Raw genomic sequence first — 12,035 nt, forward strand, 5'->3', positions numbered from 1 at the left:
GCCACAAGCCGTAGCGCGCACAAGCGACAACATCAAGCTTGGAGAAGCAACAATGAACGACATGACGCAAGATCTGCGCACCCAGACCCTGGCCCTGGTGACGAACCAGCCGGCAGCCGGCGCGACCGAGCCGGTAACGGCCCTGATCACCGCCTGGATCCGCTCGCTCGACGAAGAAGACCTGGCCGGCATCGCGCCGCAAGCCCTGGCGCCCGTCCTGTGGGACGGCTTCATGCAGGCCGCGAAGCGCACCCAGGGCTGCCAGATCGCGCAACTGCGCTACAACGACACCAAGGGCGGCAATGCCACGGCCCTGTTGATCGTCAACGACGACATGCCTTACCTGGTCGATTCCTTCGTCATGGCCCTGCGCAAGGAGCGCATCCTGGCCGCCGGCGTGATGAACGCCGTGCTGCCGGTGCAGCGCGATGCATCGGGCATGGTCGCCGGTGTCGGCGCCGCCGGTTCTCCGCTTGAGTCCTATGTCCTGGTCCTGCTGAACGACGAACTCGCCTTTGAAGAACTCGACAAGCTGACCGCGCGCATCCGCATGGTCGCCAACGACGCCGCCACCGTGCACCGCGACGCCGTCGCCATGGGCGACCGCATGACCGAAGTCGCCGCAGCGGCCAGCACCCACGGCACCCCGGCCGGCCAGGAAGTGGCCGCCTTCCTCGAGTGGGCCAAGAACGAAGGCTTCGAGCCCTTCGGCTACGCCTACTACGAAGTGCAGCCGGGCCAGCCGCAGCTGGTGCGCGACATCCCGAGCCGCATCGGCGTCCTGAAGGACACCGCGCACCCGGTCTACGGCACCTGCCTGGCCAATATCCCGGGCGAACTGGCCACCCTGTCGGCCCGCGCCGAGACCCTGTCGATCGTCAAGGCCGACGTCGAAGGCACCCTGCACCGCGACCAGCCGCTGGACTTCATCGGCGTGCGTAACACCGATGCGCAAGGCAACATCCTCGGCGAGCACTGCTTCGTCGGCCTGTTCACCCGCGCCGCCACCTCGACCCCGCTGGCGCGCCTGCCATTCGCGCGCGGCCGCGTGGCCAAGGTCCTGAGCCTGGCCGGCGTGCGCCAGGAAGGCTTCCGCGCCGAGAAATTCCTGGAGATCATGGAATCGCTGCCGCGCACCGAAGCGCTGGAAGCCGATCCGGAGTGGCTGGCGCAGGTCTGCAGCTCGGTCGTCTCGCTGTACAAGCAGCCGCGCCCGAAAGTCTTTGCGCGCCGCGACGTGTACGGCCGCCACCTGAACGCCCTGGTCTACCTGCCGCGCGAGCGCTACAGCGCCGCCGTCGCAGCAAGCCTGGCGCAAGCCCTGAAGGAAAGCTCGGGCGCGCATGACGTGCGCGTGCAGACCCTGGTGGCCGACGGCCCGCTGGCCCGCGTCTACCTGATCGCCCACGCCGCGCGCAATCCGCTCGACCTGGAAACCGACATCCAGCAGCCGCTGCTGGCCGTGCTGGACGGCTGGCACGACCGCTTTGCCGCCATGACCAATGGCGTCGAAGAGCATGCCCAGCGCAGCAACCTGCGTAAACTTGGCGCCAACCTGCCGGTGTCCTTCGTCACCGCCACCGCGCCGGACGTCGCCTTCCGCGACCTGCAGGCCATGCTGAACATCGGCCAGCACGAGCGCGTGGCCGTGCGCATCGAGCCGGGCAGCGGCGAAGGCAACGCCGCGCGCGACGCCTCGATCCGCCTGTACTCGAACGAGAACGTGCCGTCGCTGTCGCGCATCCTGCCGGCCCTGCAGAACGCCGGTATCGCGGTCGACCGCGAACAGACCTGGTCGATCACCACCGCCGACGGCGTGCGCCACCACGTGACCGCGCTGGCTGTCGACGACGAAAGCGGCGCCAAGCTGGTGAAGGCCGGCATCGCGCCGGTGGCCGAGGAACTGTTCACCGCGCTGTTCAACGACGAAGCCGAAGACGGCCGCATGAACGGCCTGACCATCGAAGGCGGTTTGTCGATGCGCGAAGTGCAGCTGGTGCGCGGCTACATCAGCTACTGGCGCCAGCTGGGCTCGAAGTTCTCGGTGCGCTACATGGCCGAGACCCTGCGCATGCAGCCGGCCCTGGTGAAGGAGTTCGTGACCGGCTTCGTGCAGCGCTTCGATCCGAAGCTGTCGCAGTCCGAGCATGACGCCGGCACCGCGAAACTGTCGGCACTGAAAGCCGGCCTGTCGAGCGTGAACCACGCCGACACCGAGGAAATCATGGCGGCCCTGGTCGACCTGGCCCTGGCCACCGTGCGCACCAACTACTTCCAGAACAGCGGCGAGAAGATCATCTTCAAGTTCGACACCAGCAACCTGGCGCTGGCGCCGGAGCCGCGTCCTTACCGCGAGATCTACGTGTTCTCGCGCCGCTTCGAAGGCGTGCACCTGCGCGGCGGCCCGGTCGCCCGCGGCGGCCTGCGCTGGTCGGACCGCATGGAAGACTACCGTACCGAAGTGCTGGGCCTGGTGAAGGCGCAGATGGTCAAGAACGCCGTCATCGTGCCGGCCGGCTCGAAGGGCGGTTTCGTTTGCAAGCAGATGCCGAAGGACGCAGCACGTGAAGTCGTGGCGGCCGAAGGCGAAGCCGTCTACCGCCTGTTCATCTCCAGCCTGCTGGAAGTGACCGACAACCGCGAGCGCGGCGCCATCGTGCCGCCGCAGGACACCGTGCGCTACGACCAGGACGATCCTTACCTGGTGGTGGCTGCCGACAAGGGCACCGCAACCTTCTCCGACATCGCCAACGGCATCGCCGTGCAGCGCGGCTTCTGGCTGGGCGACGCATTCGCGTCGGGCGGCTCGAACGGCTACGACCACAAGAAGATGGGCATCACCGCCAAGGGCGCATTCGAAGCCGTGAAGCGCCACTTCTACGAACTGGGCCACGACATGAGCACGACCCCGATCACCATGGTCGGCGTGGGCGACATGTCGGGTGACGTGTTCGGCAACGGCGTGCTGCTGTCGCGCCAGCTGAAAGTGCTGGCCGCGTTCGACCACCGCCACATCTTCCTCGATCCGACCCCGGACGTCGCCGTGTCGTTCGCGGAACGCCAGCGCATGTTCGCGCTGCCGCGCTCGTCGTGGGAAGACTATGACAAGTCGCTGATCTCGCAGGGCGGCGGCGTGTTCCCGCGCTCGGCCCGTTCGATCGAGCTGACGCCTGAAGTGCGCGCTGCGCTGGACATCAAGGAAACGTCGCTGGCGCCGGAAGAACTGATGCACCGCATCCTGCTGGCGCCTGTGGACCTGTTCTACAACGGCGGTATCGGCACCTACATCAAGGCCTCGAACGAGACCCACGCGCAAGTGAAGGACCGCGCCAACGACCGCATCCGCGTCAGCGGCAACGAGCTGCGCTGCAAGGTCGTGGCCGAAGGCGGCAACCTGGGCGCGACCCAGGCCGGCCGTATCGAGTTCGCGCTGAACGGCGGCCGCATCTTCACCGATGCGATCGACAACTCGGCCGGCGTGGATTGCTCGGACCACGAAGTCAACATCAAGATCTGGCTCGACACCGAAGTCAACCTCGGCAAGCTGCCGGAAGCCGACCGTAACCGCATCCTGAACGAGATGACCGGCGACGTCGAGAAGCTGGTCCTGCGCGACAACTCGCAGCAGACCCACCTGCTGACGCGCGAAGTGCAGGCCCAGTCGAACGCCTCGGTGGTCGACGCCTACGCCGCGCTGATCACCAGCCTGGAAAGCGAAGGCGCCGTGTCGCGCGAGCTGGAACAGCTGCCGACGGATGCCGAACTGCAGCGCCGCAAGGCGCAAGGCGAAGGCCTGACGGCGCCGGAACTGGCGGTCGTGGTGGCAAACGTGAAGAACCGCTTCAAGCGCATCCTGGCGACGCTGCCGCTGACCGACGAACCATGGGCCGACACCGTGTTGCGTCCTTACTTCCCGGCCCAGCTGGTTGCCACCCGCGATCCGCTCGACCACCCGCTGGCCAACACCATCCTGGCCACCGTGCTGGCGAACGAAGCGGTCAACCGCTGCGGTCCGCTGATGATCCGCGACCTGGCCGCCGAGCACCGCATCGACGACGCTGAAGTGGTCAAGGCCTGGGGCCGTGGCTGGTCGGCGCTGCAACTGGCGCCGGTGTTCGACGCGCTGGATGCCGACGCGCTGAACGTGCCGCGTGACGTCTCGATCGCGGTCGACGCCCGCACCCGCGCACTGCTGCGCGCCGTGATGGAAGGCGTGCTGTCGATGCCGGCAGGCGCCGACGGCATGAAGGAACTGACCTCGCTGTTCGCAAGCAGCGACCAGATGCGCCAGCTGATGCCGGCCAAGTCGGAAGCCGATGGCCACGCTGGCCTGAGCAAGAACTTCGTCGCGTCGTGGAAGGCGGTCGAGGCCATCGAGTCGCTGGCCACCTTCCTGTTCGCGGCGGTCTCGGTGCAGCGCCCAGCGGGCATGACGCTGGCCCAGTTCCTGCAGGTCGGCATGGCGCTGCGCGAGCGCGCCGGCATCGACACGCTGGAGCGCGGCCTGAAGCTGCCGGCCACCAGCAAGTCGCAGGAACAGCTGCGCAACTACGCGATGCAGGCGCTGCGCCGCACCCAGCAGCGCCTGCTGCTGCAGGTGATCGAGCGTGCCGGCACGGGTGACGCGCTGGCGGCCGTCGATGCGGTGACCACCGAGCGTGGCTTGAAGGGCTATGCGCAGGTGACCGACCTCGAAGAAGCGATGCTGGACGTCTGGGCGCTGTCGGAAGGCTCGAACCCAGAGCGCCTGGCGGCCTAAGCGATGAGCGCACCCGACCAGGCACAGGTGCCGGACGCGGTGCGTGCGCTGGCCGAGGCCGATTTCGGCACGGTCGCGCAGCGCTTCGCGGACGCGGGGTTCATCGTTGGGACGCCTGCCAAGGGCATCCTGACGGTGAAGGGTTCCGGCGGCGTACGGCCGGCGGTGTTGCTGTCGGTTGGCGTGCACGGCGACGAGACCGGGCCGATCGAAATGGTCGCCTACGTGATCGAAGCCCTGTCGCGCGAACCGTCGGCGCTGGCGGTGGACCTGATGCTCTGCGTCGGCAACATCGATGCCATCGCCGCCGGCAAGCGTTTCATCGATGCGGACCTGAACCGCATGTTCAAGCGCGACCGCGGTGCGCTGGCCGGCACCTTCGAGAGCGCGCGGGCCGACGAGATCATCGCCGCGACCGATGCGTTCTTCGCCGATGCCGGTCCGGTGCGCTGGCACCTGGATTTGCACACCGCGATCCGGGCCTCGCACTACCCGATGTTCGCGATCGTGCCGGATTTGATCGCGGATGGGCGCAAGGCGGACTTGATCCGCTGGCTGGGCGAGGCGGCGATCCAGGCCATCATCATGAATCCGAAGTCGGCCGGCACCTACAGCTACTACTCGAGCGAGCACCATGGCGCCGCCGGCAGCACGGTGGAGCTGGGGAGGGTGGGCACGCTGGGGCAGAACAACCTGGCCCAGTTTGCCGATGCCTCGGCCGCGCTCGACGCCATGCTGCGCGGCGTGCCGGCGCCGCCAGCCAAGGCCGCGCCGCACGTGTTCAAGGTGGCGCAGGAAGTGGTCAAGCTGTCGGATGCCTTCACCATGGGCTTCAGCAAGGAGACGCCGAACTTCGCCTCGCTCAAGCGCGGCGAGGTCATCGCCACCGATGGGGAGACGGTGTACACCGTGTTCCATGAAGAGGAGATGGTGGTGTTTCCGAATCCCGATGTACGAGTGGGATTGCGCGCCGGCCTGATGGTCGTGCGCATCGATTGAACCGAAGCCGCGAGCAATCGCGGTTTTTTTCATGCAGGCCCGGGACGTCTTTTTGTGTTAGCCCTCGCATGGGCGTAAGGTGGGCACCCTGTGCCCACGCGGAACGATGACCATCGTTGGCGCTCGATGATGGCATGTCCGTCGCGTATCGGCGGCGTCTCCCGAGCGCCCGGTTAGCGCTATCTCCATCGTTGACGCCGCGGGGCGAATAGTCGCCGCCGCCGGCTACCGGACGAGCACGTACCCGCGTGGGCACGGCGTGCCCACCCTACAAAAGCACGATTTCCCAAGCTTCGATAGACTTTGTGCTTTGCACAAGACCGGAGCCGTCCATGAGCAGCATGCTGTTTTCCCCATACAAACTCGGACCAATGGAGCTGTCCAACCGCATCGCCATCGCCCCGATGTGCCAGTACTCGGCCGACGAAGGCCTGGCCACCGACTGGCACATGATCCACCTCGGCCAGCTGGCCCTGTCCGGCGCTTCGCTTCTGATCATCGAGGCCACCGCCGTCACCCCCGAAGGCCGCATCTCGCCCGACGACCTGGGCCTGTGGTCCGACGCCCACCTCGACGCGCTGAAACCGATCATCGCCGCCATCCGCCGGCATTCGCCGATCAAGGTCGCGGTGCAACTGGCGCACGCCGGCCGCAAGGCGTCGAGCGCGGCGCCGTGGCTGGGCGGGGCCAACATCAAGCCCGACGAGGAGCGCGGCTGGCAGACGGTGGCGCCGTCGGCCGTGCCGCACGCCGAAGGCGAGACCGTGCCGCTGGCGCTGGATGCTGATGGCCTGCAGCGCATCAAGCAGGGCTTCGTCGATGCCGCACGCCGCGCCGCCGCCCTCGGCCTGGACGGCATCGAGCTGCACGGCGCCCACGGCTACCTGCTGCACGAATTCCTGTCGCCGCTGTCGAACCGGCGCGAAGACCAATATGGCGGCTCGCTGGAAAACCGCATGCGCTATCCGCTCGAAGTGCTGGAGGCGGTGCAGGCGGCCGTGCCCGAGACCATGGCCGTCGGCATGCGCATCTCGGCCACCGACTGGGTCGAAGGCGGCTGGAACATCGAGGAAAGCGTGGTCTTCGCCAGGGAGCTGGAAAAGCGCGGCTGCCACTTCATCCACGTGTCGAGCGGCGGGCTGTCGCCGCAGCAGAAGATCCCGGTCGGCGCAGGCTACCAGATCGCCTTTGCCGAACGCATCAAGCGCGAGAGCAGCATGCCGACGATCGGCGTGGGCCTGATCACCGAGCCGCAGCAGGCCGAGCACATCCTGCAATCGGGCCAGGCCGACATGGTGGCGCTGGCCCGCGCCATGCTCTACAACCCGCGCTGGCCCTGGCATGCCGCCGCCGAACTGGGCGCCCAGGTGGCCGCGCCGCAGCAGTACTGGCGCTCGCAGCCGCACCAGTTCAAGAACCTGTTCGGCGACACCCGGCTCGGGCAACGCTGATCCGCGGTTTCGCACGGTTCAACCCGGCAAAAGCGCAGCCTGTCGCAGGGTGCGCGACAGTGGTGCGGACAAATTCTAAAGTGGCAACATCAGCGCTGCGGCGCTCCACCACGACAAGAAAAGGTCCCACTATGCGTACTCTGCTCGCTCTCGCCTGTGCTGCAACTCTCAGTGGCTGCATCATCGTTGCCGGTCCTCCGGGTAGCGATTATGCGGTGCACACGCCGTTTAGCGGCAAGACGGTGGAAGGCGACGGCGTTGCGACGCGCGACGTGCGCAGCGTGGCGGCCCTGACCGGGCTGAACGTGGGCGGGTCGATGATCGTCGAGGTGCGCGTCGGCGCGGCGCCGTCGCTGGTGGTCGAAGGCGACAGCAACCTGGTGCGCCTGGTGCAGACCGAGACCCGCGGCTCGACCCTGCACATCGGCACCGACGCGCGCATGCGCAGCACCACGCCCCTGAAGGTCATCTACACCACGCCGCGCCTGACCGAGCTGCGTGCCGGCGGTTCGGGCAACGTGACCGTGCGCGACTTGCGCGGCGATCCGCTGGAAGTGCGCCAGGGCGGCTCGGGCGTGACGCGCCTGTATGGCGACGTCGCCGATCTCGAAGCCAGTGTGGCCGGTTCGGGCAAGATCGAAGCGACCGAGCTGCGCGCCGGCAGCGCACGCATGGGCGTGAGCGGGTCCGGCCGCCTGAGCGTGGGCCAGGTGCGCGGCGATTATGCGCGCGCTTCGGTCAGCGGGTCGGGGCGGGTGGAAGCGGGTGGCGCCGTGCAGCGCTTGAACGTGAGCGTGAGCGGCTCGGGCAGCGTGGACCTGGTGAATCTCACCAGCGAGCAGGGTGAATTGAGCACCAGCGGCTCGGGCGGGATTTCGGCCACGGTGCGCCAGTCGGTGGTGGCGCAGGCCAGCGGTTCGGGTCCGATCCGTGTGTATGGGCAGCCGGCGCAGCGCACGATCAGCGGGCGTGGTGTGCAGGTGATGTAAGCGGACGGGGTGTCTCGGTTCTGTATGTGATGGCCCGAGGCTTGACCCGTACGGTGGGCACTCCGTGCCCACGCGGTTACGTGCGTATCTCTTGGCCACGTGCCGGGAGGTGTCGCTCGTAACGCATCCGCGAGCTATTTGTTCGTGGCCGTTGAATGGGGTGCGAGCGACGATTCAAAGCACGTGGTGCAAGGATGCACACGTAACCGCGTGGGCACAGAGTGCCCACCGTACGGGTCAGGTTTCGACCGTTCAGACGTTGCGTCTTACAGTAAGTGATCCAGCAACTCCGGCCCGAACACCTCGCGGTGCAAACGCGTCGGTGGCACGCCGGCATCGAGCAGCGCCAGCCACTGCGCCTGCATGAACTTCAGCGGGCCGCACACCCATACCTCGGCAACATCGCGCTCCCACTCGGGCAGGCGCGCCACCTCCATGCGACCAGCCAGCACGTCGGCCTCGCCATTTGCCTCTTCGTAGAACGTTACCACCTGCAGATTCGGCATCACGGCCTGCGCCGCCGCCACGTCGGCCTGCAGCGGATGGTGCCGCGCATCGCGCGCCGCATGCGCGAAGATCACGCGGCGCTGCGGATTGACCAGCGCGATCCGGTTCAGCGCCGACACCATCGGCGTGATGCCGACGCCGGCCGACAGCAGCACGATCGTCTCAGCCGATTCGGTATCCGGCGTGAACTCGCCGAACGGATGCGTCACCCGTAGCACGCTGCCCGCTTCCACGTTCGCATGGATCCAGTTCGACACTTCGCCGGCCGGCGTGGTATCGATTGCATCTTCGCGCTTGACCGAGATGCGCATGCTCTCCTTACCAAACGCGTCGGACAGGCTGTACTGGCGCAGCTGGTGGCGCCCGCCCGGCAGGTCGACGGCGATGCTGACGTACTGGCCGGCCTGGAAGGTGGGCAGGGGCTGGCTGTCGTCGGCGACGAAGCGGATCGACAGCACGTTGTCGCTCTCGCGCTTCACTTCGGTTACGCGCATCGGACGGGTGGCGCCGGGTTCGATGCCGGCGGTGCTGTACATCTCGGCCTCGGCGGCGATCAGCAGCTTGGCCAGCGAGTTGTAGGCTTCGGCCCAGGCGTCCAGCAGCGGCGGCGTGGCAGCCTCGCCCAGGGTGGCGGAGATCGATGCCAGCAGGTGGCGGCCGACGATCGGATAGTGCTCGGCGCGGATGCCGACCGAGACGTGCTTGTGCACGATGCGCTTGACCACCGGCCCCAGCGCTTCCGGCGTGCCGATGTTCGCGGCATAGGCGAAGACGGCGGATGCCAGCGACTGCTGCTGCGCGCCGCGTGCCTGGTTACCCATGTTGAACAGGCGCGTCAGTTCCGGGTGCTCGCCCAGCATGTTCTTGTAGAACAGGCTGGTGATGGCGAGGCCGTGCTCGCGCAGGACCGGGACGCTGGCATCGATGTAGGGGCGGGAAGCGGCGGAGATCATGTTGTTTCCTTATTCATGCAAATGAAATGCATATTTAAAGTTTAAAAAAACGCCGGCATGGGCTGGCGGGGAAAATAAAGGAGCGGCTGCGGAGCTGATGTACCGCGTGGACTCGGGAGTCCACCCTACGAAAAACCGATGCATTGGTGGGTTCGGAGAACCCACCCTACGCTGTACCTCCGGCGCCACTCCAGAACATCTTGTGCATCCGCACGATCTGCTCGCCGGTGCCGCCTTCGGTGATGCGGGCCAGCGTGTAGCGGTCCATTTCGGCGTAGAAGGCGCGCATGCCGGCTTTCAGGACGCCGCGCAGCTGGCAGTCCAGGCTGAGGCCGCACTTCGTGCCTTCGCAGTCGACCAGTTCGTCGTCGCCTTCGAGTTCGCGCAGCACCTGGCCGACGGTCAGCACTTGCGGATCGGCGGCCAGGCGCAGGCCGCCGTTGCGGCCGCGCATTGCGCGGACCCAGCCGGCGCGGGCCAGGTGGCCGACCACTTTCACCAGGTGGTTCAGCGGAATGTCGAACTGCGTGGCGATCTCCGCCACCGTCACCGGGTGCGGGCGTTCGCCGGCGCGCTCGAGGTAAATCAGCACGCGCAGGCCGATGTCGGAAAAGCGGGTCAGACGCATCGGATGCTGTTCAGAAAGTAACCCGGACATTCTAGCTTATAAATACGCATAGGAAATGCATATTTTCCGAAAACTATTTTCTCAACTCCAGCGGAACAGCCCTATAATCGCGAACTTTGGCTGTCCACATGTGCTCAGCCGTTTTCCTTTTCTAGTACGACCAAGGGACTTTTCGTGAATCTGACACTGGGCCAGAAGCTGTTTCGCACCAAATCGGCCGAACGCGCACACGAGGACAGCCATGCCCACGGCGGCGCCGGCCTGAACCGCACGCTGGGCCTGTTCCCGCTGACCATGATCGGCGTCGGCGCCACCGTCGGCACCGGCATTTTCTTTACCATGGTGGAGGCGGTGCCGAAAGCCGGCCCGGCCGTCATCCTCTCCTTCCTGATCGCGGCCCTCACCGCCGGCCTGACCGCGCTGTGCTACGCCGAACTGGCCGGGCGCGTGCCGGCCTCGGGCTCGTCCTACTCGTTCGCCTACGCCACCGTCGGCGAATTCGCCGCCTTTATCGTGGCGGCCTGTCTGCTGCTGGAATATGGCCTGGCGGGCAGTGCTGTGGCAATCGGCTGGTCGGATTACCTGAACAATTTCCTGCAAAATGCCTTCGGCTGGGAGATACCGGCTTCGTTGCGTTCGCCGATGTTCGTGTCCGACCACAGTAATTTGACGGTCCATTCCGGGAACTTTAATTTGCCGCCGGTGCTGCTGGTGATCATGTGCTGCATCCTGCTGGTGCGCGGCACCAAGGAATCGGCGACGACCAACGCCGTCATGGTGGTGATCAAGCTGGCGATCCTGGCTTTCTTCGCGGCGATTGCCTTCACCGGTTTCGACGCCAACAACTTCACGCCCTTCTTCAACATGGATGACAGCAAGGGCTTTGCCGGCATGGCCGGCGTGACCGCCGCCGCCGGCACCGTGTTCTTCTCCTTCATCGGCCTGGACACCATTGCCACCGCCGGCGAGGAAGTGAAGGACCCGCGCCGCAACGTGCCGATCGGTATTCTGGCGGCCCTGATCATCGTCACCCTGTTCTACCTGCTGGTAGCCATGGCCGCGATGGGCGCCCAGCCGGCGCACATGTTCGAAGGCCAGCAGGCCGGCCTGTCGGTGATCCTGCAGAACGTGACGGGCAAGGCCTGGCCGGCACTGGTGCTGTCCGCCGGCGCGGTGATTTCCGTGTTCTCGGTGACCCTGGTGACGATCTATGGCCAGACCCGCATCCTGTACGCCATCAGCCGCGACGGCCTGATTCCGAAGACTTTCCAGAAGGTCAATCCACGCACCGGCGCACCGGTGTCGAACACCCTGATCGTCTGCCTGGTGGTGGGCCTGGTGGCCGGCCTGGTCGATGCTACCTTCCTGTGGGACATGGTCAGCATGGGCACGCTGACCGCCTTCATCGTGGTCTCGATCGCGGTGCCGGTGATCCGCGCCAAGCAGGGACCGGGCGCCGAGCACGGCTTCAAGGTGCCGTTCGGCCCATACGTGATTCCGGGCCTGTCGGTGCTGGCCTGCCTGTACATCATGAAGGACTTGCCGGCCGCAACCTACCGCGTGTTCATCATCTGGATGGTGGCGGCGGTGGCGACCTACTTCCTGTACAGCGTGCGGCATAGTCGGCTGAACCGGAAGGGCTGATCGCCCCGCATGCACAACGCCGCGTTCGACGCGGCGTTTTTTTTGCCTGTAAAAAATGACATAAATGACGGGTTTTGCAAATCAGTGATAATCTGCAACATTCGC

Annotated in this window: 7 protein-coding genes; 5 read left to right on the forward strand and 2 right to left on the reverse strand. The window is 66.3% G+C overall.

Annotated elements, in window-relative coordinates; all coding sequences use genetic code 11:
* The first annotated feature begins 52 nt into the window (after positions 1-52).
* The 4 genes from LK540_RS21920 to LK540_RS21935 all read left to right on the forward strand — a co-directional run bounded on the left by LK540_RS21920 (position 53) and on the right by LK540_RS21935 (position 8,198).
* Positions 53-4,759 (forward strand): NAD-glutamate dehydrogenase domain-containing protein, encoded by a 4,707-nt coding sequence (locus LK540_RS21920; protein WP_229439505.1) that lies wholly within the window; start codon positions 53-55, stop codon positions 4,757-4,759.
* A gap of 3 nt (positions 4,760-4,762) precedes the next feature.
* Positions 4,763-5,758 (forward strand): succinylglutamate desuccinylase, encoded by a 996-nt coding sequence (locus LK540_RS21925; protein WP_229439507.1) that lies wholly within the window; start codon positions 4,763-4,765, stop codon positions 5,756-5,758.
* Positions 5,759-6,090: 332 nt separating this feature from the next.
* Entirely contained in the window at positions 6,091-7,209 is a 1,119-nt protein-coding gene (locus tag LK540_RS21930) for an NADH:flavin oxidoreductase/NADH oxidase (protein WP_229439509.1), read from the forward strand.
* 215 nt (positions 7,210-7,424) lie between these two features.
* On the forward strand, positions 7,425-8,198 hold the full coding sequence (locus tag LK540_RS21935) for a head GIN domain-containing protein (protein WP_229439511.1): 774 nt from the start codon (positions 7,425-7,427) through the stop codon (positions 8,196-8,198).
* 266 nt (positions 8,199-8,464) lie between these two features.
* Here the strand turns inward: LK540_RS21935 and LK540_RS21940 are convergent, their stop codons facing one another.
* Both LK540_RS21940 and LK540_RS21945 read right to left on the reverse strand, forming a co-directional pair.
* The gene (locus LK540_RS21940) at positions 8,465-9,658 is read right to left on the reverse strand and encodes a globin domain-containing protein (protein WP_229439513.1); all 1,194 of its coding nucleotides are present in this window, start codon (positions 9,656-9,658) and stop codon (positions 8,465-8,467) included.
* 166 nt (positions 9,659-9,824) lie between these two features.
* Positions 9,825-10,286 carry an Rrf2 family transcriptional regulator gene (locus tag LK540_RS21945; RefSeq protein ID WP_229439515.1) on the reverse strand — a complete coding sequence of 154 codons (462 nt, stop codon included), beginning with the start codon at positions 10,284-10,286 and terminating at the stop codon, positions 9,825-9,827.
* A 174-nt stretch (positions 10,287-10,460) separates the two neighbouring features.
* Here LK540_RS21945 and LK540_RS21950 point away from each other — a divergent pair, with 174 nt between their 5' ends.
* Positions 10,461-11,930, forward strand: a complete 1,470-nt coding sequence (locus LK540_RS21950) for an amino acid permease (protein ID WP_229439517.1) — start codon at positions 10,461-10,463, stop codon at positions 11,928-11,930.
* Positions 11,931-12,035: the final 105 nt, after the last annotated feature.

The sequence above is a fragment of the Massilia sp. IC2-278 genome, assembly GCF_020708045.1.
In the GTDB taxonomy this organism is placed as follows: domain Bacteria; phylum Pseudomonadota; class Gammaproteobacteria; order Burkholderiales; family Burkholderiaceae_D; genus Telluria.

Excerpts from the sequence above, each read along its gene's own strand:
- LK540_RS21920 (WP_229439505.1), top strand. The coding sequence starts at position 53 with ATGAACGACATGACGCAAGATCTGCGCACCCAGACCCTGGCCCTGGTG.
- LK540_RS21925 (WP_229439507.1), top strand. The coding sequence starts at position 4,763 with ATGAGCGCACCCGACCAGGCACAGGTGCCGGACGCGGTGCGTGCGCTG.
- LK540_RS21930 (WP_229439509.1), top strand. The coding sequence starts at position 6,091 with ATGAGCAGCATGCTGTTTTCCCCATACAAACTCGGACCAATGGAGCTG.
- LK540_RS21940 (WP_229439513.1), bottom strand. The coding sequence starts at position 9,658 with ATGATCTCCGCCGCTTCCCGCCCCTACATCGATGCCAGCGTCCCGGTC.
- LK540_RS21945 (WP_229439515.1), bottom strand. The coding sequence starts at position 10,286 with ATGCGTCTGACCCGCTTTTCCGACATCGGCCTGCGCGTGCTGATTTAC.